Here is a 22,114-nt window from a genome sequence, read left to right on the forward strand (position 1 = left end):
CTCAGTAACGTACGATCGCGCCGTTCTGGACGCGCACGCGTTCACCTTCGCGCCATGCCGGCTGCGTCTTCTCGGTAAAGACCTGGCGGGTACCGTCGTCCATGCGAACGGCGATCTGGTATTGCGTTTCCGAACGTACGCGCTTCTCAACCTGGTTGCCGGCCAAACCGCCCAGGATCGCACCGGCCACGGTCGCTGCCTTCTTGCCCGAACCTTCGCCGACCTGATGGCCGAGCACGCCGCCGATGGCCGCGCCGCCGACGGCACCGACAATGCCGCCTTCGCCTTGTACCTGGTGTGCCTGGATCGACTCGATCACGCCGCAGTCGTAGCACACGCGCTGCGCAGGTGGCGGCGTGTTGGCCGCCGTGTCATAGGTAGATTCGGATTGCGCCGGCGCCTTCGTGGTGTTTGTCGTGGTCTTGGTGGTGGCTGCTTTCGAGTGGCGCGCCGATGTCGCCGGTTGTGCTGCGGCTTGTGCTGCCGGAGCTGCCACGGCCGCGACCGACTGTGCGGACGACGACGCACTCGCCGCCGCGCTGCTCGAGGCGGAGGCCAGTTCAGCCGCGATTGCCGGATCCGTCGTGGCCGGCATGGACGGGGTGCCGATCCAGCCCATCATCTTGGCGATGCCGACGACGGCCACCACGATCACCGCTACCGCTGCCGCCATGATGAGTGGATGCAGGCCTGCCTGACCGAGATGACGCTTTCTTGTATTCGTATTCATTTCAGATAACTCCTCGAATAGGCTCATTTCCATTTCGCATGGATCGCTCCCTTGTCGACCCTGCGGGTATGTGCCTTGCTACAAGCCTGTCACACCGTGTTTTTGCGGACTGTAGGACATTCTCCGACGTGTTCGCGTCGATGCGCTCCGCTATCGGATGAACGCTGCGAAACGCCCATCTGGCGGGGGTTTCAGCCCTAAATGGGCTACATTTCCTTACGCTTTTTCCGCAGCATACCGCTGCGGTGAGAGTGCTCGGAGGAGATCGATCTCAAGTGGCGCGGGCTCGTCGCACATCAGCGATGCCAGTACCTCGGCGCAGAGACTTCCCCACACGAGTCCACGCGCGCCGAACCCCGAAAGCAGCCACAGATTCTCATCCAGCGCGCCCACCGTGGGCAGACGATCCGGCGAAATGGGGCGCAGGCTTGCACGCCCACCATCTATCGCGTTGGGTGCTTCCCGCGCCAGCTCCGGCAACATGCGTGAGAGCTTGTTGATGTTTTCGGCATGTTCTTCTACGCGCAGCTCGCGTGAAAAATCGTCCACCACGAAGGTCGCGCCCATCGGCACATGCCCGTCCAGCGCGGGCGTCACGTAGCCGCTGCCGCACACCACCGTGCGCGGCGCATGGCATGCCTGTTCGGCAAGGTGGGTGACCTGTCCGCGAGCGGCGCGCAACGGCAGCCAGGGTGTGCCCGCCAATCGTGCGGCATCATGGGCGTTGGCGAGCACGACGTGCGCAGCCTGGGCGACCGAATGTCCGCTTTCGTCCAGTGCGTGCCATTCTCCGTCGCGTCGCTCGATACGCGCCACGCGCACATTGAACGATGTCGTGACCGCTTTCCCGGCCATGGCGAGATTGGCGGCACACAAGCTTGGGGGGCTGATCCAGCCGCCGCGCGGAAACCACCATCCGCCCGCCGAAACGTTCTGGCCGCAGAGTTCGGCGGCACGCACTTCATCGACCCATTGCAGGAACTCTTCCGGCGCTTCGAGCGCGGCTACCACGGCTGCCTGCTTGTCGGCCTGGCGGGTGTCGCGTGCGAGATGAAGTACGCCGCAATCATCCCACCGCACCGCATGACCCGCCTCATCCAGATTCCGCAGATGCTGCAAGGCGTACAGAAAGCCCGCCCGTGTGATGCGAGCCATGCGGTTGTCATCGATGCTGGGTAGGGGGCGGAACGCGCCGGCGAGATTTCCCGACGCACCTTGCGCCGGCGCTGCCTCTTCGTCGATCAGCGTGAGATGCCATCCGCGTGCGGCAAGCCGTTCCGCCGCACCCGTGCCGGCGAGACCTGCGCCGATGACGATGGCGGAAGAGGAGAGGGCGGCACTGCCCGATGCGCCGCCCGGTCGTTCGCCCGACAGCATGTCGCGTTTGGAGGCGAAGCCCGGCATCTTGCGCGTCACGAATCCGGCATCTGCAAGCCCATGTCGGACGCTCGCCGATACCGACCACGTGGCCAGCGAGCAGCCTGGCGCCGCCAGGCGATACAGCTCGGCAAACACTTCCGGCGACCACATGTCGGCGTTTTGGCGCGGCGAAAAGCCGTCGAGAAAGATCGCGTCGGCGCTGGCCTGACAGCGTGCGAGTGCTTCCGAAGCATCGCCAAACAGCAAGGTAAGGACGACCCGGCCGCCATCGAGTTCGATTCGATGAGTGCCCGGTACAAGCATCGGCCAGCGCGACAGCAACTGCGCAGACAGATCGGCCGGTGCGTCGGATTGCGCATGCGCGATGGCCATGTCGGCGGCGTGCATCGGGTGCTTTTCGACCGACACGAAATGCAGTCGCTCGCATCGTGCAGTGTCGTCGCGCCACGCTTGCCACGTCGCGAGAAAGTTGTGTCCGAGTCCGAAGCCCGTCTCGACGATCACGAACGAGCGCTTGCTCTGCCAGCGCTGCGGCAGGCCATTGCCCGCCATGAACACCTGCTGCGCCTGCGCGAACGCGCCGCCGTCGGAGTGGTAGACGTCGTCGTACTCGGCCGAGTAAGGGATGCCGTTGTCGGCAAGGATGAGCTTGGAGGGGCGCAAGACAGACATGGAGGAAACCATCGGTGGAGCGGGAAGCATTCTACCGCGCGGGCGGCACCGCTCTTGCTGGCCCGTTTTCGATCTCATCCAGCCCGTGAGCCGCCATGAGCCTGCTTGCCCGACATTCCGCCCTTGAATCAGAAGTGGCCGGAGCTTTCTCGATGCCGACCGAGCCGATCCCACCGGTGGGCGAATTACCGCCCGGGTTGCGCTACGTCGACGACAGCGCGCCCGGCATTTCGCGTCGGATGTTGCGCGGCGCGTTTGTCTATTTCGACAGCAACGGCCAACGCCTGAGCGACCCGGCGACGATCGCGCGCATCAATAGATTGGCGATCCCGCCGGCGTATCGCGATGTGTGGATCTGCCCCGATTCGAACGGACATCTGCAAGCCACCGGACGCGACGCGCGAGGGCGCAAGCAGTACCGCTACCATCCCCGATGGATCGAAGTGCGCGACGCGCAAAAGTACGAGCGGCTCATCAAGTTCGGCCACGCGCTGTCGCGCCTGCGGCGGGCGGTCGACAAGGACCTTGCTACGCCCGGCCTGGGGCGCGACAAAGTGATCGCCACGGCGGTGGCTTTACTCGACGCGACGCTAATTCGCGTGGGCAACCGACGCTATGCCCGCGACAACAAATCCTTTGGGCTCACAACACTGCGCAATCGGCACGTGGATGTGTCGGGCAGCGCCATCCGCTTTCATTTCAAGGGAAAGAGCGGCGTTGAGCATGATGTCAGCATCCGTCACCCGCGATTGGCGCGCATCGTGCGCCGCTGCATCGAACTGCCGGGGCAGCAGTTATTCCAGTACATCGATGAGGCGGGCGAACGCCATGCGGTCGGCTCGCAGGACATCAATGACTACCTGCGCGCGCATGCGGGCGACGAGTTCACCGCCAAGGACTATCGCACCTGGGCGGGGAGCGTCAGAGCCCTGGCGCATCTGCGGACGCTCGCCTGGGAGGACGAGGCCGGCGCGCGCAGACAACTGGCGCAGACCATTCCGATCATTGCGCGCGCACTGGGTAACACGCCCGCGGTCTGCCGCAAGTGCTATATCCACCCGGCGGTGACGGAAGCCTTCATCGGCGGTCGGCTCAGCGCCTTGGGCAAGGTGCGACGTCGCAAGGGGCTCAATGCGAACGAGGCGGCGTTGCTGGCGTTCCTGGAGGCACTGGATTCGTGACCTGCCTGACGCGAGGTCGTTGCCGCCGCGCCATCGCCACGATGTTGTCGACGATGCTGGCAAGCATCACCTGATGGGCGCCAAAAAACACAAAACCCGCAAGCGCATCGCGTTGCGGGTTTTGCGGCTCACAACAGGCGCGTCCGCCTGAGTTGTTACTCCGGACGCATCTGCGGGAACAGGATGACGTCGCGGATGGCCGGGCTGTCGGTCAACAGCATGACCAGACGGTCGATCCCGATGCCGCAGCCACCGGTCGGCGGCAGGCCGCTTTCCAGCGTGCGGATGTAATCGGCGTCGTAGTACATGGCTTCCTCGTCGCCCGCGTCCTTGGCCTTGGCCTGCGACAGAAAGCGCTCGGCCTGGTCTTCCGGATCGTTCAGCTCCGAGAAGGCGTTGGCGATTTCACGGCCAACGATGAACAGCTCGAACCGCTCGGTGATGCCGGGGTTCTTGTCCGAGGCGCGCGCCAGCGGGGAGACTTCGACCGGGTAATCGATGATGAAGGTCGGGTTCCACAACTGCGCCTCGGCGGTTTCTTCAAAGAACGCCAGTTGCAGCGCGCCAAGACCGACCTGGCCCTTTGGCAGGGCCTTGCGCTTGGCAAGCTCCTCGCGCAGCCAAGCTTCGTCGTTGAGTTGGGCCTCGGTGTATTCGGGACAGTACTTCATCACCGCCTGCACGACGGTCAGGCGATCGAAGGGCTTGGACAGATCCAGATCGCGGCCCTGGTACTGGAATTGTTCGGTGCCCAGCGCTTCGCGCGCGGCATGACGCAGCAGACCTTCGACAAAATCCATGAGCGTGCGGTAGTCCGCGTATGCCTCATAGAACTCGATCATGGTGAATTCAGGGTTGTGGCGCGGCGAGAGACCTTCGTTGCGGAAGTTGCGGTTGATTTCGTAGACCTTTTCCAGCCCGCCGACCACCAGCCGCTTGAGGTAGAGCTCCGGCGCAATGCGCAGGAACATCTGCTGGTCGAGTGCGTTGTGGTGCGTAATGAAAGGCTTGGCCGCAGCGCCGCCGGGGATGGGGTGCATCATCGGCGTTTCGACTTCCAGGAAGCCGTGGCCGTCCATGTAACGGCGGATGGCCGAAATGAGCTTGCTGCGGGCGATGAAGGTCGCACGCGACTCGTCGCTGGTGATGAGATCGAGGTGACGCTGGCGATAGCGTTGTTCAACGTCGGCCATGCCGTGGAACTTGTCCGGCAGCGGGCGCAGACACTTGGAGAGCAGGCGGATCGACTCGCTCTTGACCGACAGTTCGCCCGTCTTGGTGCGGAACAGCGTGCCGGTGGTGCCGACGATGTCGCCGATGTCCCAGGTCTTGAAGTCGGCGTAGACGTCCTCGCCGACGCTGTCGCGCGTCACGTACAACTGGATGCGGCCGGACATGTCCTGCACGGTGACGAAGGAGGCCTTGCCCATCACGCGCTTGAGCATGATGCGGCCGGCGACGGAAACCGTCACGGGCGTGGCTTCGAGTTCTTCGGCGGATTTGTCGTGATACGCGGCGGCCAGCGTGCCGGTGAAGTTCTCGCGGCGGAAATCGTTGGGGTAGGCCTTGCCGGCTTCACGCCAGGCAGCGAGTTTGGCGCGGCGCTCGGCGATGATGTGGTTTTCGTCCTGGGCGGGCTGGTTTTGTTCGCTGTTTTGCTGGTTGGACATATCGGATCTCGACAAACGGCGCCGCGCAAAGGTTGTTGCGGCGCGATAACCCGCTATTTTGAACCAAGCAGCGCAGCGTGTCACATCCACCAGGCGCCAAAATCGAGTGAATCAGCCGAAAAGCGCGTCGATGTCGGCCTGCAGGTCGGCATTTGCGGCCGCAGCGTCCGGATTCTCATCCAGATGTCCTTCGGCAACCAGGGCTTCGTACCGATTGATCTGGTTGCGCCCATGACCTTTCGAGAAATACAGCGCAGCGTCCGCCTTGCCGAGCAGTTCCGCCGGCGTCAGGGCCGGATTGATCTCGACGTAGCCCATGGAGCAGGTGACCTGGCCGACTTGTGGGAACTCGTGCGATTCCACGGCCTGCCGGAAGCGGTCCAGCACTTCGCGGGCATTGTCGGGTGAGACGTGGCGCAGCAGGATCACGAATTCTTCGCCACCGAAGCGGAACAGCTTGTCGCTGTTGCGGAAGCTTTTCTTCATCAGTTCGGCCACGCGCAGCAGGACTTCGTCGCCGAACAGGTGGCCGAAGGTGTCATTGATGCGCTTGAAGCGGTCGATGTCCACCACACCGAGCCAGCATGGATGCAGACTTTCTTCGCGCGTGCGGCGCTCGGGCGAATTGCGTAACTGGGCTTCGCTGGCGGCTGCGATGAAGCGGTCGAAATTGGCGTCGAAGGTCTTGCGGCTGTGCAGGCGGGTCAGCGTGTCGAGTTCGGCGTAATCCAGGAGCGCCAGTTGGTGCGCATAGATACGCAGCATCTGCCGGACAGACGCGCAGGTTTCTTCGCCCGGCATCGTTGCGCAGCGGGCCTCCACCACGGCAGAAGCGGAAGAGGGCGCGCCAACCGAGAACACGACCCGCAGGTAGTCCGGCTCGCCGCCGACGATCACGCCCTCTGGACTCGCGATGCAAGCCTCGACCAGCGCATCCGCCGGTGGCGCCGCGTCGGGATCGAAGTCGCCGTCGTCGTCACACGCGGCCGAGCCATCGGTAGTTGCCCACGCGAGCGGCGCAGTCACGTAGCCATGAGACGTAATGGTGACGGCGTGCATGATCACGGCGGGCGAGGCCAGCACGTCGCGAATCGATTCCACGACGATGATGGCCATGCGGCTGCGCTCGCGCGAAGCGGTCACAGCCTCGAGGCGATCCAGCAGGATGAGCAAAGACGTTTTCGGTCCCATGCGCAGCAACATGAAGGCGGATACGGCAATCGGCCCCTGCCGGTTGCTCTTCCGCTGGTGTGCTTAACGACACGCGGCCGGAAAAACCTTAATGCAATTTGTGAAAAATGGCGAAATCGACAAAGACAGTAGGGATGGAGGCGATCTTTGTCATTGAAAAATCAGGGAAAACGGTTCCCATGTCCTTTCGGGCATGGTCCTCAAGTGCCGTTGGCGGGTGCCAACGGCACTTGCAATAAGGCTTCAGTCGATCTGGCGGCGAAGAATGCCGATCGGCGGCGCCCAATCGTCCACAGGGCGTTTCTTGCGCGTGACCAGCGTGAGCTGGGCCGGCTGGAAAACGTTTGCGTTGTGCGTGACGGGCGTCGTGATGAGGTATTGCGCCCGTGTGGCTCGCAGGAAGGCGCCGACGCGGTCGATGTTGGCCACGTCGAGGTGGGCGAAGGGCTCATCGATGAAGACGAAGCCGCCGGGGCGCGCATCGTCCATCAACAGGCCGACGAGCAGGATCAGGGACTTCATCACCTGCTGGCCGCCGGAGGCCTCGCCGTCGTTGAGACTCTGCGCGCCTTTCTGGTCGAAGTCGAATTGCACTTCCAGCCCGGCCGCCGCCAGTGCGGCGTCGTCGTTTTCGAGCACCGGCATCGGACATTCCACAGTCTGGCCCGACAGCTCGCCCAGCGCGCGCAGATTCTTGCCATATTGCTTGACGGTGGCCCGCAGCTTGGCGATGTAGGCGCCGCGCGCATCGTCGACCAGCGCCTTGGTGCGCTCGGCGTACGACAGGCGATTGGCGTAGTCGGATTCGCGTTGGCGCAGCTCCAGCGAGAGTTTGTCCTTCACCACCAGCACGTTGTCGTCCTGCGGCCATTCGCCTTCGTTCAGGCGGCGCTTCAGGCGCGATAGTTCGTTGCGCGCGGCGGCGAGCCCGCCATAGTGTTCCGACAGTTCGGACAGCGCCTCGGGCGACAGCCAATGACGCGGCATGCCGCGCGACTTGCTGCGCAGCCGCAACAGGCGGGCGGTCTGTTCGAGTCGTTGCGGCTTGTTGTCGGCGGCGATGCGTACCAGCGTTTCGCGCGCGCTCATGACTTCGCGGTTGCGCCGGTCGGCTTCGATGGCGATGCCTTGCAGATTCTGCTTGCGCTCTTCCACCAATGCGCGGATCTCGACGCGTTGCGCTTCGGCGCGAGCCAGCGCCTCACGGACCACGGGCAGATCGTTGGCGGCGGCTTCGAATTCTGCCGCGCGGCTCATCAGCAGCTCCGCAGCCTGCATGCCGAGCAGACGTTCGCGCGAACCCTGGACAGCGGCCTGCGCGGCCTCTTCCGCGTCGTGCGCGGCTTTCAGCTCGACGTCGAGCGCGCGGATGTCGGCCTGCAAGGCCTCGATGCGGGCGCTGCGGGCCAGTTCGCCAAACCAGAATTCGTGCGGCACGCCGAGATGGCGGGCGCCGCGACGCTCGCGCGAATAGCCGTCGCGGGTGATCCAGTCCTGGTCGCGGGGCAGGTCGCGGGCGGCCTGTGCGTTTTCAACACGCTGGATACGCGCAAGGAGGTCTGTGAGCCACTTCGGCGCATCGGCGGCGAAGCGCACGACCTCGAGCAGGCTGCCGCGGGATGCCGCGGGGCAGGGGGCCCGTTCGGCCACGATGAAGTGGCGGAAATGCTCGCGCTCGCCCAGCGCCCAGGCATCGAAGCGATCCGCTTCATCTTCGAGCAGGATCAGCGAACGATACGGCCGCAGGATGGCTTCGATGGCGCCTTGCCACGCGACATCGGTGACTTCGATGATCTCCGAGAGCACGCGATGTTCGATGCCGGCATCGGCAAGTGCGGCGCGGAAGCGGCTGACTTCGGCCTCTTGCGGCGGACCTGAGCGGGCCTGGGCGTCGCGCAACTTCTGCGAGGCTTCTTCAAAGCGGGCGGTCAGCCCCTTCACCTTGGCGCGCGCGGCTTGATAGTCGTTGAAGGCCGTGGAGGCGGCTTCTTCGGCGGCCAATGCGTCGCCGCCATGTTCGCGCGCGACACGTTCGCGCAGCGCGTCGCGCTCGGCGAGCTTCTTCTCGACATCGCGCAGCGTATCGCGAGCCGACAGCCAGTCGGCCTCCGACTGATCCTGCGCGCCTTGTGCATCGCGCAGTGCCTGTTCGGCGCGGCGCTTTTCGTTCTGCAGGCTTTCAATGCGCGCGCCCGCATCGGCCAGCACGGCCTGGCTGCTGTGTTGCTGGGCGCGTGCCTGCGCGAGCTTGTCGCGGGCGTCACGCACTTCGTGCCGCAGCTCGCCGACTTCCAGTCGGGGCAGCACTTCGGCTTCGAGCGTGGTGACTTCTTTGTTCAGCGCGTGCCATTCGAGGAAGCGTTCGGCTTCGATGCGGCGTGACTCGGCCTGCGCGCGCAGACGGTCCAGATCGAGCGCCAGGGCTTCGAGCTCGTGCTGCGCGCTCTTTTGCTCTTCGCGTGCGGCCTGATAGTTGTCCAGTACTTCCTTGTCGCCGAACACGTCGAAGACCAGGTCGAGCAGGGCGCGCGGCGAGTATTCGCACAGCTTGTCGGTGTCGCCCTGTTCGAGCGACAGCACCTTGGCGATGGCGGGCGAGAGGCCGGCGAAGGCCAGTCGCGATTGATAGTCGCGCAGGCCGACCCACTGTGCCGACTGTTCGAGCTGTTCGACTTCAATAATGCCGTCTTCGATGCAGTACTCGCGCGACCAGTCGCCGCCCGCTCGCTTGATGCGGCAGGCCAGCGTGACGTTGTCCTTCATGCACGGGAAGAACGGGCGCTTGCCGGTCGAGCCGGGGCGATTGGCCACGGTGCTGCGGATCCATGCCACGCCAGCGTTGGCGCGGCGCACATAGCGACGGTAGTCGCGCTTGCCCGAGCACTTGAGCGCGAACAGTGTGCGCATGGCGTCGAGCAGGGTGGTCTTGCCGGACCCGTTGGGCCCGACGATGGTGATGATCTGCGCGTCCAGCGGCACGGTGAAGCGACGCCAGAAGTCCCAGTGGACCAGTTCGATTTCGCGGATGTGGAACATCGTTCAGTGTCTGTCAGTTGGGGGCGTCCGCGTCGGCCGGGCCGTCCGCGTGGTCCGTCGTTTCGTCGGCGTCGATGCCTTCTTCGGTGTCGTCGCCCCACATGCCATCGTCGTCATCTTCGTCGAGGAGCGGCAACTGCTTGCCGGCGGCGGCGAGCACGTCGGCCAGCGTGCCGTTGACGATGCGGTCGGCCAGCACGCGGTAGTCGAGCAGTACGTCGAGCAGCGGGCCTTCATGGATGTAGCCGCCACGGCGTTCGATGAAGCCGAGGCGCGCCAGCTTGCCGAGGCCGAAGTTCTTGATTTTGGTCTTGCCGCCCAGTTGCGTGCCGAAGTCGGCCAGCAGCGAGGTTTCGGACACGGCTCCGGAGACTTCTTCGCCGTGCACGATGGGTTTGTCCTGGCCGAACATGTCGTTCTGGCCGTCGTCGTCGATGGCGCGGCGGCCAAGCTGGCGCTCGCGCTTGGGCAGGATGATCATGGCCCAGATGATGATGAGCAGCGCGATGTCGTCTCGCGTCAGCCCCATCGTACTGGCCTGGTATTCCTTGCCGCCGAAGACCGTGTCGAGCACGCAGTCTTTGAGCCCGACGGCAACGTGTGCGGCGAAGGGGTTGTCGAGCAGCATCAGGCCGACGCTGGACAGCCGCGCCTCCAGGTCATGCCGGAAGGTCTCGTCGACGAGCGCGCGGCGCACCTGCGCGTCCGTGCGGGGCAACCAGCCGTGCGCGATCAGGCGTGAGGTCAGGTGAGTGATCTCGTTATCCATGTGTCCTACTCTTGAGTGGTCGCGTCAGGCGCGCGGCGGCGAATTTCGCCTGCGGAAATGGCGGCGATCTCGTCTTCGTTGAGTTCGATGAGCCGGTCTTCCAGCACCAGCTCGAACGGCATCTGGGTGAAGTCGGCGACGGGCCCTTGTGCCTGCGCCTCTTCGTTGCCGAGCAGCGCCAGCAGCGACAGTCGATAGCTGGCCGGCGCGAAACCTCCGCCAGCCACGAACTGACTGATCGGCGCCACGTCGGCCACCTTGTCGATGCGTTGCGTCAGACGGATGAGCAGGCCGAGGTCTTCGGATTCTGGAATCAGGTCGGAAGGCGCGTCGGCCGATGGCGGCAGCGAGGCATCGGCTTCCATCTGGCGCACTTCGGCGGACAGGGCGCTTTCGGCGCGGTCGAGCAGTTCGTGCCCGCCAGCGAGGAACTTGGCCTGCGGGCCGGCGCCGAGCACGTCTTCGGCGAGTGCCGCGATCTGCGTGGATGTCTGGTTGCGCAGCCACGCCATGGCGTCCGACGAGGACACGCCCGAAGCGCCGAGCGTGACCCGCTGCGATTCGATCTTGTTGAGCGCGCGCTGGAAGGCGGCGTCCACGCGGGCCAGCCGGCTCTGAGCAAGGCCGATGGCATGCGCCACGCGGCCGGTCTCGGGCGTGATCTCCGCTTCGGAGAGCAGGTCGCGCAGGATCTGCGTGCCTTTTTCCAGCCAGCGCACGTTTGCGGACAGGCGCGTGCGTGCGTCGAGAATGCGGAACTCCGAACCCGATGCGATGGCGTCCTCGAACGAGGCCGTGAGTGCGTTGAGCTTGGCCAGCAGGTGCTGGAGCATTTCCGGCGTGAGCGTGCCGGTGGCCTGCATGCCGGCGAGCTGGGTGGTGAGGAAGCCCAGCTCGGCGTCTTCATTGTCGCCAAAGCGCAGCAGCACGGCCACCGCCGCCACAGCGTTGCGCCCGGCATCCGACAACTGGTACTGGCCGTCGTCGCCGATGATCAGCAGGGCGTTTTCGCGCAGGCGCTTGAGGACGGTTTCGAACTTGACGCTGTCGATGTAGGCGAAATGTCGGCGCAATTCATCCGGCATCCAGCGTGGCGTGTCGGCACGCGCGCCGATTTCGCGCAACACGAACAGGCGCGCGATCACCTCGTCGTCGCTGCCGCGGAACAGCGTGACGAAGGTGTCGATCAGGGGCTTGGCGCGCAGCAGCGACCACAGCGCGGGGACATCGTCCGCCGCGATGCCGGGAGCCAGCAGCGCCTGGTATTCGTTACCGAGATTCAACGGATCGATCATGGGGCGAGTGCCAGGTCGACGGCCTGTTCGGCGTGGATGGCCGTCGTGTCGAACAGAGGGACGTCAGTGTGCGTCGCGTCAACGAGCATGACGATCTCGGTGCAGCCTTCGATCACGCCTTCGGCGCCCGCCGCGCGGAGCTTGTCGATGATCTGCAGGAATCTGTCGCGCGATGCGTCATTGACGTGGCCGTGACAGAGTTCGTCGTAGATGACCCGATGGACGCATTGCTGGTCTTCCAGCGATGGCACGATCACATCCAGGCCGTGCGCGATGAGGCGATCGCGATAGAACGATTCCTGCATCGTGAACTGGGTGCCCAGCAGCCCGACGCGTTTGATGCCTTGTGCCTTCACGCGGACAGCCGTGGCGTCGGCAAGGTGGATCAGCGGAATGCCGATGGCATCCTGAATGGCGTCCGCGACCTTGTGCATGGTGTTCGTGCACAGCAGGAGAAAATCCGCTCCGGCCCGTTCAACCTGCTGCCCGGCATCGGCCAGCATACGGCCGGCATCCGCCCAGCGCCCCGCGAATTGCAGGCGCTTGATGGGCTCGAAGTCCACGCTGACCATCGCGATGCGGGCGGAATGCAGCCCGCCCAGACGCGCGGCCACGCCCCGGTTGATGAGCGAGTAATACAGCGCGGTGCTCTCCCAGCTCATGCCGCCGAGCAGCCCGATTGTCTTCGAGGCTGCATCGGCCGAACGCGTGTCGCGCGTGACCATCCTTATACGCCTTGCTTGAGGCTTGCCTGGATGAAGTCGTCCAGGTCGCCGTCGAGCACGGCCTGCGTATTGCCCACTTCGTGGTTGGTGCGCAAGTCCTTGATGCGCGACTGGTCGAGCACGTAGGAGCGGATCTGGTGGCCCCAGCCGATGTCGCTCTTGGCGTCTTCGAGCTTTTGCTGTTCGGCCTGGCGCTTGCGCAGTTCGGCTTCGTACAGGCGGGCGCGCAGCATCTTCCAGGCTTCGTCGCGGTTGCGGTGCTGCGAACGGTCGTTCTGGCACTGCACGACGATACCGCTGGGGATGTGCGTCAGGCGCACGGCGGAGTCCGTCTTGTTGATGTGCTGGCCACCCGCGCCGGATGCGCGATAGGTGTCCGTGCGCACATCGGCCGGGTTGATTTCGATTTCGATCGAGTCGTCGACTTCCGGGTAGACGAACACCGACACGAAACTCGTGTGGCGGCGGGCGTTGGAGTCGAACGGGCTCTTGCGCACCAGGCGGTGGACGCCGGTTTCGGTGCGCAGGTAGCCATAGGCGTATTCGCCCGTGACCTTGATGGTGCAGCTCTTGATGCCGGCAACGTCGCCTTCGGATTCTTCCATCAGTTCGACGCCGAAGCCCTTGCGCTCGCAGTAACGCAGGTACATGCGCTCGAGCATCGACGCCCAGTCCTGCGCCTCGGTGCCACCTGCGCCAGACTGGATTTCGATGAACGCCGGCTGCGGGTCCATCGGGTTGTTGAACATGCGACGGAATTCGAGTTGTGCGACGCGCGACTCGATGTCGGCGACGTCGGACTCCACGGCGACGACGGTGTCTTCGTCTTCTTCCATGCTGGCGAGCTCGAACAGCTCGCCGGTGTCCTTCAATGACTGAGCGATGCCTTCCAGTGCCAATACGGTATCTTCAAGCGATTTTTTCTCGCGGCCCAGATCCTGCGCGTGCTTGGGATCGTCCCAGATCTTCGGGTCTTCGAGCCGCTTGGAGACTTCGATCAGCTTTTCTGCTTTGGCATCGTAGTCAAAGATACCTCCGCAGTTCCTGAGCGCGCTGCGCCAGGTCGGCCATCTTGTTGGTGATGCTGTTGAGGCGTTCTGCTTCCATGTCCGGGGTCCGCGTCGATTTGGGAAACCCGCGATTATATACCGTGGCGCCGTCCTCCCTCGGCGCCACGGTTCCCCCCGGGTCTTATGTGTTTGACGGGCGCGGCTTCAGTCCGAGCGCGCCGGCCGTGAGGTCATGATGCGAATCACCATGTCACTGGTGTCCGGGTTGTTGATGTACGGCTGATAGATCGGGCGCATCCGCGAGATGAAGGGGCCCGGGTCCTGCAGGGCGTAGAACTTGACGCCTTCTTTCTCCAGCTTGGCGCGGCTGGCTTCGAGCCGTTTGTTGAACTGCTGGCGCATGAAGACGGCCGAGGCCTTGCCCGCTTCGCGGAAGGTGGCTTTCTCGGCGTCGGAGAGCTTGCTCCACAGGGCCTTGGAGACGACCAGCGCCTCGGGCGTCACGATGTGGTTGGAAAACGAGAAGTACTTGGCGTACTTGTAGTGTTGTTCAGCCTCGTACGACGGAACGTTGTTCTCGGCCCCGTCGATTTCGTCGTTCTCGAAGCTCTTCTTGATGTCCTTGTACGCGACCACCACCGGCGTGGCGCCCAGCGCGGTGACCATGTCCTTGTAGAGCTGGTTGTCGGCCACGCGGATGCGCTCGCCTTCGTAGTCGGTGGCAAAGCGCACCGGTTTGTTGCGGGTGTAGAACGAGCGGGCGCCGCCGTCGTACCAGCCGATCACGATGAAGCCCTTGGCGGCCAGGTCCTTTTCGAGTTCCTGCCCGATGGGGCCATCCATGATGGCGAGCATGTGGGCTGAATTGCGGAACAGGAAGGGCAGGGACAGCACTTCCATCTTGGGGACGGCTTTGGACAACGGCGTGTTGTTAACGACGGCGAAGTCGATTTCGCCCGTATCGAGCAGCTTGAGCGCCTTGTTCTGATCGCCCAGCGTGGAATTCGGGAACACCTTGCCGGTGTACTTGCCGCCGGTCTTGGTTTTGATCTGGTCGGCGAAGAACTGCATCGCCTGGGTGACCGGGTAATCCTCGGTCTGCTGAGTCCAGCCCTTCAATTCGGCTGCGGTGGCGCCCATGAGGCTGGCGGCCAGCAGGGCGCCGACGGCGACGCAATACTTGAACATCGTCCACTCCTTCAATGAACCGCTGGCGCGGTTTCTCTCTGACGCACCGCGGTTTCCCTGCTGACCGTGCGGCGGCGCGTGTCTCCTTGTCCGCATCACCTGTCCAGGGTGTGCGGCGTCGTCTGCGCTGTATGCCTGCATACAGTGCGCATTTGTTAATTTCGGCGAATAACAGCGTTTCCACAAGATTATGTTTCCGGTCACAAGTCGGCCGGATCCGACCATTCGTCTGGCGTTGGGCCCGGTTCCACCGGGAACGGCAGGTAACGATCTGACAAGAACCGTTGACCTTGCCATCGTGTCAAACTTCATGATTCGAACCACGTCCTCGCTCGTGGGTGAAATCGATATGACACAAGAACTGACTCTCCCCATCTCTGGCATGAGCTGTGCCTCGTGCGTCACTCGCGTCGAGAAGGCGCTCGGCAAGGTGCCGGGCGTCGAATCGGTGGCCGTCAATCTGGCCTCCGAGTCGGCGCGCGTATCGCTGTCAGCGCCTGTGCCGGCCAGCGATCTGGTGGCGGCGGTCGAAGGCGCCGGCTATGGCGTCGCGAGCCAGGAAGTGGATCTGGCGATCAGCGGCATGACCTGCGCCTCGTGCGTGGCACGGGTGGAAAAGGCGCTGTCGCGCGTCGCAGGCGTAACCGGGGCGACGGTCAATCTGGCTTCGGAATCCGCGCGCGTGGCGTGGACTGGCGGCGATCCGGCGGTGCTTGTCGACGCCGTGCGCAAGACCGGTTTCGGCGCGGAGCTCAGGACCGAGGCTGCGACGTCCCCGCAGACGACCGAAGACGGCTGGCAATGGGTGGTCGGCGCCGTGCTGGCCGTTCCGTTGATGATCCCGATGATCGGCGACTTCCTTGGCCGGCACTGGATGCTGCCGGCGTGGCTGCAATGGCTGCTCGCCACGCCGGTGCAGTTCTGGCTGGGCGCGCGCTTCTACCGCGCAGGCTGGAAAGCGCTGCGCGCCGGAAGCGGCAATATGGACCTGCTTGTCGCTATCGGCACCAGCGCGGCGTATGGCCTGTCGCTGTACCTCTGGCTGGCGCACGGCATGGGCGGGCACCTGTATTTCGAGGCGGCTGCGGTGGTGATCGTGCTGGTCCGGCTGGGCAAGTGGCTGGAGCATCGCGCCAAGCGGCAGACGGTCGCCGCCATTCAAGCGTTGCAGGCCTTGCGGCCGGCAACGGCGCGCGTGCGCCGGGAAGAGGGCGAGGTCGATCTGCCACTGGCCTCCATAGCGGTGGGCGATGTAACGGTCGTTCGCCCTGGTGAGCGTATCGCGCTGGATGGCGAAATCATCGAGGGCCGCAGCAGTGTCGACGAATCGCTCATCACGGGCGAAAGCCTGCCGGTCGACAAGGACATCGGCGATAAGGTGACCGGTGGTGCCATCAACGGCGACGGCCTGATCGCGGTACGCGTGACGGCCATCGGTGCCGAGACCGTGCTGTCGCGCATCGTCCGCCTCGTCGAAGACGCGCAAGCCGCCAAGGCGCCGATCCAGCGTCAGGTTGACCGTGTGGCCGCGGTCTTCGTGCCGGTGGTGCTGGCCATTGCGCTCGTTACTCTGCTTGGCTGGGGGCTGGCGCGCGGCAACTGGGAAGTGGCGCTGATCAACGCGGTGACGGTGATGGTCATTGCCTGCCCGTGCGCGCTCGGGCTGGCCACGCCAGCGGCAATCATGGCCGGCACGGGCGTAGGCGCGCGACACGGCATCCTGATCAAGGACGCGGAGGCGCTGGAAACCGCGCAGCACGTACGTACCATCGCCTTCGACAAGACTGGCACGCTGACAGTCGGCAAGCCCACGCTCGTGGCACATCGGGCTGCAAGTGAAGAAATCCCGTTGTTGGCATGGTCCGCTGCGCTCCAGACAGGTTCCACACATCCCTTGGCCCGTGCCGTGTTGCAGGCGGCCGGCGAAGCGCCGCGCGCAAGCGACGTACAGGCGCTGCCGGGGCGCGGCATGACGGGAACGGTGGACGGGCGCACATTGGTTCTCGGCAACGCACGACTGATGGCAGAGCGCGGCGTCGACGTCACGTCACTGTCCGCCGCTGTAACCGATTTCGACGCACGTGGACTGACGGTGTCGTGGCTCGCGGATGTGACGGAGGGCGCGCGCGTGCTGGGCGTGATGGCCTTCGGCGATACGCTCAAGCCGAGCACGGCGGATGCGGTGAAGCGGCTGCACGCACTGGGTATCCGCACGGCGTTGATCACGGGCGACAACGCCCGCGCGGCGCAGGCCGTGGCCGACGCAGTCGGCATCGACCACGTCGAGGCCGATGTGTTGCCCGCCGACAAGGCCGCGACGGTGGCGCGCCTGCGCGGCCAGGGGACGGTGGCGATGGTCGGCGATGGCATCAACGACGCTCCCGCGCTGGCCGCCGCCGATGTCGGCATCGCGATGGGCGGCGGGACGGACGTTGCCATGCACGCAGCCGGAATCACCTTGATGCGTGGCGATCTTTCGCTCGTGCCCGCGGCCATCGATCTGTCGCGGCGCACGGTCGCCAAAATCCGGCAGAACCTGTTCTGGGCCTTCTTCTACAACGTGATCGGCATCCCGCTGGCGGCCTTCGGGCTGCTGAGCCCGATTGTCGCTGGCGCGGCCATGGCGCTGTCGTCGGTATCGGTGATGAGCAATGCACTATTGCTCCGGCGCTGGGCGCCACGAGCGGAGGACAAATCATGAATATCGGCGAAGCGGCCAAGGCCTCCGGCCTGTCGGCCAAGATGATCCGCTACTACGAAAGCATCGGCCTGCTGCCTCAGGCGGCACGCTCGATGTCGGGGTATCGACGCTATGGCGACGGCGAGGTGCACACGTTGCGCTTCATCCGCCATGCGCGTGACCTGGGGTTTGGTCTGGAGGATGTGACGCTGCTGGTCTCGCTCTGGCACGACCGACAGCGTGCGAGCCGCGAGGTGAAAGACCTGGCCCAGCACCACATCACCAGCATGGAAGCCAAGGTGGCCGAACTCAACGCGATGATCGCCACGCTCCGGCAACTGGCCGAATGCTGCCACGGCGATGAGCGCCCGGATTGTCCGATCCTCGAAGGCATCGCGCGCAACGATCCGGCCTGAACCGTCAGGCGTTTTCGCCGGCCGCGACGGGCGCGATCAGATCTGTGTAGGCATGCCACGTGGCGTGCCCGATCAGCGGCATCAACACCACCAGTCCGAGGTGAAAACTCAGGAAGCCCACGCTGGTGGCGAGCGCGATGATGATTGCCCAAAGCAGGCAGGCACCGGGGTTGCGTGTGAGCGTGGCGATGCTTGCGAGCATCGCCGTCACGGCGTCCTGGTCGCGATCGAGCATCATCGGGATCGACACCACGCTGACCGCGAAGACGAGCGTGGCAAAGATCAGGCCCACGCCGAAGTACACGAGCAGGAAGTCGACGTTGTCCAGGCTCAGCACTTGCGACAGGAAGCCGGTCAGATTGGGCATGCCGCTGGTGTAGAACAGCGCGAACATGATCAGCGAGGCGCGCGCCCACACCAGAAAGATCACCGTCAGCACCAGTGCGAACAAGGCGATGTTGCCCGCGTTGCGTCGCCAGATGGTCAGCGTGTCCGCAAAGGCCGCGCGACGACCGCGCGCGCGTTCCCGGCTCAGTTCGTACAGGCCCATCGCAAGGAAGGGGCCCAGCAGCAGGAAGCCCGACATGAGCGCCGACGTGTACTCGTAGGCGTTCTCGAAGACGAGCGTGACCGCCAGGCCCATCGCCGCGTAGCAGAAACCGAAGAAAAGACTAGCGGCCGGATTGGCGCGGAAATCGGCGATCGCGCGCCGCAACCATGAAAGCGGAGCAAGCAGGGGGACGTTGCGTATGCCGGGCAAGAGGCTCGGCGCTACGGGTGGATGCTCTTCGTCATGAGCGCCCGAAGGGTGCCCGACGGCCGCAACGACATCGGCCGCGTCATTCGCGCTGCGCTGTTGTGTCACGCTTTGTCTCTCCGTGGGTACGGTAACGATTCGCTACGAACCATTCCGAACCTATTGTTTATCCTCTGCAACTAAGTAGTGCGAGGTGACGTGGCGTGATCTTGCCACGGTCGCGGAGAGCTTGAAAAGCGAGGGACGCGTCCCGCCGCCCAAAGACGTTCAGGCCGGCAAGTCCGGGTTGAGCATCCGCTCGATGAGCGCGATGCGGTCATGGAGGATGAGCTTGCGTTTCTTCAGGCGAGGCACCATCAATTCGTCGCGTTGCGGCATGCGCGACAGACGGGCGATGTGGTCGTCCAGTTCCTGGTGCTCAGCGCGCAGCATGCTGAGCCGGTTGGACAGGCTGGTGGTGCTTTCGAAGACGTCTGCGTGAGTCATGGCGTTGAGCCTCCATGCTTTGACGGCTTACATCCGGGCGTTCCTTTCAACGACGCTGCGTCCGCGGGGCTGTGCGAAGGGCTGCGTCAGGTGACAGTTGTTTGCAACGCATCAACCTTGAAAGTAGTGCAATTGAAGCCGATGTAGCTGTTAGAAGTTTCCCTGACTGGGCATTCGACCGGTGGGGCCAATTACGGAGGGATCTACCATGCGTGTCATGTTCGACAATCCAATCCTGTACGTGGTGGCCTATCCTTCCGTCGATGGCATCGAAGTCATCGACAAGCGCTGCGCGCGCGGTACCATGCTGTATGGGGGCACTGCGGAACGCTTCAAGCGTGAACTTGCTGATGCACTCAAGCGCGGCGACGAGGCCGATGATCTCGACGACTGCCTCGACCAGTTCGACGCGCTGCTGACACAACCGGCCATCTATCAGTAACGAATTGTGGGTGCTGCCGGTTACGGTTTGATGTATCCGGCACACTCCACTTCGTATGAACAAGGCCTTCGTCAAGGAATCCGACGCTGAGGAAGACGAACCCGAAGCGGCATCGCAACTGCCGCCGGGCACTCGCAACTACATGACCCGCGCGGGCTTCGCCCGTCTCAAGGCGGAGCTCGACAACCTGCTGCGCGTCGAGCGCCCCGAAGTCGTCCAGGTGGTCTCCTGGGCGGCATCCAATGGTGACCGTTCGGAGAACGGCGACTACATCTACGGCAAGCGTCGCCTGCGCGAAATCGATCGCCGTATCCGTTTTCTCATCAAGCGCCTCGAAGGCGCGACCGTCGTCGATCCTGCCGAGCAGGAAAATCTCGAACAGGTATTTTTCGGCGCGACGGTGCGCGTGGCGGACGCGGACGGCAAGGAAGACGAATTCCAGATCGTCGGCGTGGATGAGGCCGACGCCTCGTCCGGCCGCATCAGTTGGATCTCGCCGCTGGCCCGCGCGCTGATGAAGGCGCGCGAAGGCGACACGGTGCGCTTCGCCAGCCCGGGCGGCATGCGCGAACTCGACATTCTCGAAATCCGTTACGTCTGATCCGCCGTCGCTGTGTCGGCTGCCGGACTGGCCGGCCAACTGTCGCGGCGCCGACGGACTACGGCAGCGCGCTGCGGCAATTCAAAAATGAATCGCGAGCCTTCGTCCGGCATGGCGTCAGCCCAGATGCGACCGCCGTGCCGTTCGATGATGCGGCGTACCGACGCAAGCCCGATCCCCGTGCCACCGAACCCCTGCGTGGAGTGCAGTTGCTGGAACGGCTGGAACAGGCGCTTGGCGTGCGCCACGTCGAAGCCCACGCCGTTGTCGGCCACTGTGTAGCGGATGCTGTCGCCGACTTCTTCCGAACTCACCATGATCACTGCGGGCTGCCGCGCGCGAGTGAACTTCCACGCGTTGTGCAGCAGGTTGGACAGGGCATTGCGAAGCAGGGCTTCATCGCCTTCGGTACGCATGCCCGGCTGGATTTCCACCATGACCGCGCGGTTGCGCTCAGAGAGTTTCAGGTCGTCAAGAATCTCTTCTGCCATCGCCGAGAGATCCACGCTCTTCACTTCCAGCGGCTGGCGCGAGATGTCGGTCAGCGAAAGCAGCGCGTCGATCAATTCGCCCATCCGCACGCTTGCGCGGTAGATGCGATCGATGAACGAACAGCCTTGCGCGTCGAGCCGGTCCGAGTAGTCTTCCCGCACCGCATGGGCGAAGCCGTTGATGGCGCGCAGCGGGGCGCGCAGATCGTGCGAGATGGAATAGCTGAAGGCGATCAGATCGCGGTTGGATTGCTCCAGTTCGGACGTGCGCCGGGCGACGCTTGCTTCCAGCTCGGCATTCATCCGGCCCAGTTCCGCCAGCGCGGCATCGCGCCGCTGTGCGTTGCGCAGGCTGGCAATCCCCACCGCCAGCATGAGCGCCAGCAGCACGGCGCAGGCGCCGATCAATTCGATGCGCGCATTCGCTGACGGTGCCAGCGCGGCGGTCCGGGGCCGCGAGACCGCGACGATGAGCGGATAGTCGCCCACGCGGCGGAATGCGGTGATGCTCTCGATCTTCTGTGGGCCCCAGGGGCCCTTGTGAATGGACGCTCTGTCGGTGGGGACATCGGTCTCCAGCGGCAGATCGCCGAGCGACGCGCCCAGCATTTCGTCCTGAGCCGGGTACTGCGCCAGCAAGCGGCCGTCGGTGCGTAGCAGGCTCACGGTGTCGTGAGCGTCGATGGGCGCTTTCTGCACCACGTTGCTGAAGGCGCGCAGGTTGACCAGCGCGCGTACCGCGCCGGCCCATCGGCCTTCCTGATGCAGCGATCGCTCGATCGGAATGAACCAGTCTCCACCCACCTGACCGCCAAGATGCACGGGCGTGCCGATGCGCAGCGGCGACATATCGCCATCCAAGCGGCCGATGCTCGGTCCCGCATTCGTCAATGGCGGCAGTACGACCGTGCGAGGTTGATCGGGCTGGGTCGCGACGACCAGCGGCGCGCCATGCGCGTCCACGGCGTTGATGATCGTCACCGCCGGCAGGCGGGGTAGCCATCGCCCGGCCATGCCGTCGAGCAGGGCGGGCAGGGATGGCGAGGGGTAGCGCAGCGCGTCGGCCATGTCGAGCAAGGCCAGGTCAGTGGTCGACAGCCCGCGCAGCGTCCGCTCGGACAAGGCCATCGCCAGTGCTGAGATTTCGGTGTCCTGGCGCATGGCTTCGCGAACGCGGCCCTGATCGACGAAAAAACCCGTGCCAACGATCAGGAGAATGCTGACCGCGGCGTACAGCGCAATGACCAGGCGCCGCGTGGTGGTCGTGCTGCGTCGACTCAGGTGAGAGGCGGCCCCGCTCATCGGGCAAGGCTCCGGCGGACGGTGGATACGAACAGGCAGCAGGCGGGGCAGTACGTCGGCATGCGGTCAAAACGGGCCAGATCGGGCAGGGC

At 64.5% G+C, this 22,114-nt stretch carries 18 protein-coding genes; 5 read left to right on the forward strand and 13 right to left on the reverse strand.

Going from position 1 to position 22,114, the window contains the following annotated elements; all coding sequences use genetic code 11:
* Position 1 precedes the first annotated feature (1 nt).
* Positions 2-730, reverse strand: a complete 729-nt coding sequence (locus ACDA63_RS08185; RefSeq protein ID WP_373662730.1) for a glycine zipper 2TM domain-containing protein — start codon at positions 728-730, stop codon at positions 2-4.
* Between the two features lie 216 nt (positions 731-946).
* On the reverse strand, positions 947-2,782 hold the full coding sequence (mnmC, locus tag ACDA63_RS08190; protein WP_373662731.1) for a bifunctional tRNA (5-methylaminomethyl-2-thiouridine)(34)-methyltransferase MnmD/FAD-dependent 5-carboxymethylaminomethyl-2-thiouridine(34) oxidoreductase MnmC: 1,836 nt from the start codon (positions 2,780-2,782) through the stop codon (positions 947-949).
* A 95-nt stretch (positions 2,783-2,877) separates the two neighbouring features.
* Between mnmC and ACDA63_RS08195 the strand changes: the two genes are divergently transcribed.
* Positions 2,878-3,963 (forward strand): DNA topoisomerase IB, encoded by a 1,086-nt coding sequence (locus tag ACDA63_RS08195; protein WP_373662732.1) that lies wholly within the window; start codon positions 2,878-2,880, stop codon positions 3,961-3,963.
* 155 nt (positions 3,964-4,118) lie between these two features.
* On the opposite strand, the gene lysS is transcribed toward ACDA63_RS08195, so the two are convergent.
* The 8 genes from lysS to ACDA63_RS08235 all read right to left on the reverse strand — a co-directional run bounded on the left by lysS (position 4,119) and on the right by ACDA63_RS08235 (position 14,847).
* Positions 4,119-5,633 (reverse strand): lysine--tRNA ligase, encoded by a 1,515-nt coding sequence (gene lysS, locus ACDA63_RS08200; protein ID WP_373662733.1) that lies wholly within the window; start codon positions 5,631-5,633, stop codon positions 4,119-4,121.
* A 111-nt stretch (positions 5,634-5,744) separates the two neighbouring features.
* Positions 5,745-6,824, reverse strand: coding sequence for a GGDEF domain-containing protein (locus ACDA63_RS08205; RefSeq protein WP_373662734.1), 1,080 nt, complete (start codon positions 6,822-6,824; stop codon positions 5,745-5,747).
* Between the two features lie 243 nt (positions 6,825-7,067).
* The gene (locus ACDA63_RS08210) at positions 7,068-9,860 is read right to left on the reverse strand and encodes an ATP-binding protein (RefSeq protein WP_373662735.1); all 2,793 of its coding nucleotides are present in this window, start codon (positions 9,858-9,860) and stop codon (positions 7,068-7,070) included.
* A 13-nt stretch (positions 9,861-9,873) separates the two neighbouring features.
* Positions 9,874-10,629, reverse strand: coding sequence for a hypothetical protein (locus ACDA63_RS08215; RefSeq protein WP_373662736.1), 756 nt, complete (start codon positions 10,627-10,629; stop codon positions 9,874-9,876).
* A gap of 5 nt (positions 10,630-10,634) precedes the next feature.
* Positions 10,635-11,924 carry a hypothetical protein gene (locus tag ACDA63_RS08220; protein ID WP_373662737.1) on the reverse strand — a complete coding sequence of 430 codons (1,290 nt, stop codon included), beginning with the start codon at positions 11,922-11,924 and terminating at the stop codon, positions 10,635-10,637.
* The gene (locus tag ACDA63_RS08225; protein WP_373662738.1) at positions 11,921-12,649 is read right to left on the reverse strand and encodes an aspartate/glutamate racemase family protein; all 729 of its coding nucleotides are present in this window, start codon (positions 12,647-12,649) and stop codon (positions 11,921-11,923) included. The genes ACDA63_RS08220 and ACDA63_RS08225 overlap by 4 nt, the downstream gene beginning before the upstream one ends.
* 2 nt (positions 12,650-12,651) lie before the next feature.
* A protein-coding gene (gene prfB / locus ACDA63_RS08230) for a peptide chain release factor 2 (protein WP_373662739.1) occupies positions 12,652-13,756 on the reverse strand; the annotation gives its coding sequence in 2 pieces (ribosomal slippage) (positions 12,652-13,674 and positions 13,676-13,756; 1,104 coding nt in all).
* A 107-nt stretch (positions 13,757-13,863) separates the two neighbouring features.
* On the reverse strand, positions 13,864-14,847 hold the full coding sequence (locus tag ACDA63_RS08235) for a TRAP transporter substrate-binding protein (RefSeq protein ID WP_373662740.1): 984 nt from the start codon (positions 14,845-14,847) through the stop codon (positions 13,864-13,866).
* A gap of 349 nt (positions 14,848-15,196) precedes the next feature.
* Here ACDA63_RS08235 and ACDA63_RS08240 point away from each other — a divergent pair, with 349 nt between their 5' ends.
* Positions 15,197-17,548, forward strand: a complete 2,352-nt coding sequence (locus ACDA63_RS08240) for a heavy metal translocating P-type ATPase (protein WP_373662741.1) — start codon at positions 15,197-15,199, stop codon at positions 17,546-17,548.
* Positions 17,545-17,943, forward strand: coding sequence for a Cu(I)-responsive transcriptional regulator (cueR, locus tag ACDA63_RS08245; protein WP_373662742.1), 399 nt, complete (start codon positions 17,545-17,547; stop codon positions 17,941-17,943). The genes ACDA63_RS08240 and cueR overlap by 4 nt, the downstream gene beginning before the upstream one ends.
* 4 nt (positions 17,944-17,947) lie before the next feature.
* On the opposite strand, the gene ACDA63_RS08250 is transcribed toward cueR, so the two are convergent.
* Positions 17,948-18,808, reverse strand: coding sequence for a DUF2189 domain-containing protein (locus ACDA63_RS08250; RefSeq protein WP_373662743.1), 861 nt, complete (start codon positions 18,806-18,808; stop codon positions 17,948-17,950).
* A gap of 159 nt (positions 18,809-18,967) precedes the next feature.
* Positions 18,968-19,186 (reverse strand): YdcH family protein, encoded by a 219-nt coding sequence (locus ACDA63_RS08255; protein ID WP_373662744.1) that lies wholly within the window; start codon positions 19,184-19,186, stop codon positions 18,968-18,970.
* 208 nt (positions 19,187-19,394) lie between these two features.
* On the opposite strand from ACDA63_RS08255, the gene ACDA63_RS08260 reads away from it, so the two are divergent.
* A complete protein-coding gene (locus tag ACDA63_RS08260) occupies positions 19,395-19,628 on the forward strand; it encodes a DUF3567 family protein (RefSeq protein WP_373662745.1) in 234 nt (77 codons plus the stop codon).
* A 55-nt stretch (positions 19,629-19,683) separates the two neighbouring features.
* Positions 19,684-20,229: a transcription elongation factor GreB gene (gene greB, locus ACDA63_RS08265; protein WP_373662746.1), complete on the forward strand. Its 546-nt coding sequence runs from the start codon at positions 19,684-19,686 to the stop codon at positions 20,227-20,229.
* Here greB and ACDA63_RS08270 read toward each other — a convergent pair.
* Positions 20,220-22,022, reverse strand: coding sequence for an ATP-binding protein (locus ACDA63_RS08270; protein WP_373662747.1), 1,803 nt, complete (start codon positions 22,020-22,022; stop codon positions 20,220-20,222). The two genes, greB and ACDA63_RS08270, sit on opposite strands and share 10 nt — an antisense overlap.
* Between the last annotated feature and the right edge of the window lie 92 nt (positions 22,023-22,114).

The organism is Uliginosibacterium sp. sgz301328 (assembly GCF_041807905.1).
GTDB lineage: Bacteria > Pseudomonadota > Gammaproteobacteria > Burkholderiales > Rhodocyclaceae > JBGVSA01.

Excerpts from the sequence above, each read along its gene's own strand:
- lysS (WP_373662733.1), bottom strand. The coding sequence starts at position 5,633 with ATGTCCAACCAGCAAAACAGCGAACAAAACCAGCCCGCCCAGGACGAA.
- ACDA63_RS08260 (WP_373662745.1), top strand. The coding sequence starts at position 19,395 with ATGCGTGTCATGTTCGACAATCCAATCCTGTACGTGGTGGCCTATCCT.
- ACDA63_RS08225 (WP_373662738.1), bottom strand. The coding sequence starts at position 12,649 with ATGGTCACGCGCGACACGCGTTCGGCCGATGCAGCCTCGAAGACAATC.
- ACDA63_RS08205 (WP_373662734.1), bottom strand. The coding sequence starts at position 6,824 with ATGGGACCGAAAACGTCTTTGCTCATCCTGCTGGATCGCCTCGAGGCT.
- ACDA63_RS08210 (WP_373662735.1), bottom strand. The coding sequence starts at position 9,860 with ATGTTCCACATCCGCGAAATCGAACTGGTCCACTGGGACTTCTGGCGT.
- ACDA63_RS08270 (WP_373662747.1), bottom strand. The coding sequence starts at position 22,022 with ATGAGCGGGGCCGCCTCTCACCTGAGTCGACGCAGCACGACCACCACG.
- cueR (WP_373662742.1), top strand. The coding sequence starts at position 17,545 with ATGAATATCGGCGAAGCGGCCAAGGCCTCCGGCCTGTCGGCCAAGATG.
- ACDA63_RS08240 (WP_373662741.1), top strand. The coding sequence starts at position 15,197 with ATGACACAAGAACTGACTCTCCCCATCTCTGGCATGAGCTGTGCCTCG.
- ACDA63_RS08185 (WP_373662730.1), bottom strand. The coding sequence starts at position 730 with ATGAATACGAATACAAGAAAGCGTCATCTCGGTCAGGCAGGCCTGCAT.
- mnmC (WP_373662731.1), bottom strand. The coding sequence starts at position 2,782 with ATGTCTGTCTTGCGCCCCTCCAAGCTCATCCTTGCCGACAACGGCATC.
- ACDA63_RS08195 (WP_373662732.1), top strand. The coding sequence starts at position 2,878 with ATGAGCCTGCTTGCCCGACATTCCGCCCTTGAATCAGAAGTGGCCGGA.
- ACDA63_RS08235 (WP_373662740.1), bottom strand. The coding sequence starts at position 14,847 with ATGTTCAAGTATTGCGTCGCCGTCGGCGCCCTGCTGGCCGCCAGCCTC.
- ACDA63_RS08255 (WP_373662744.1), bottom strand. The coding sequence starts at position 19,186 with ATGACTCACGCAGACGTCTTCGAAAGCACCACCAGCCTGTCCAACCGG.
- greB (WP_373662746.1), top strand. The coding sequence starts at position 19,684 with ATGAACAAGGCCTTCGTCAAGGAATCCGACGCTGAGGAAGACGAACCC.
- ACDA63_RS08220 (WP_373662737.1), bottom strand. The coding sequence starts at position 11,924 with ATGATCGATCCGTTGAATCTCGGTAACGAATACCAGGCGCTGCTGGCT.
- ACDA63_RS08215 (WP_373662736.1), bottom strand. The coding sequence starts at position 10,629 with ATGGATAACGAGATCACTCACCTGACCTCACGCCTGATCGCGCACGGC.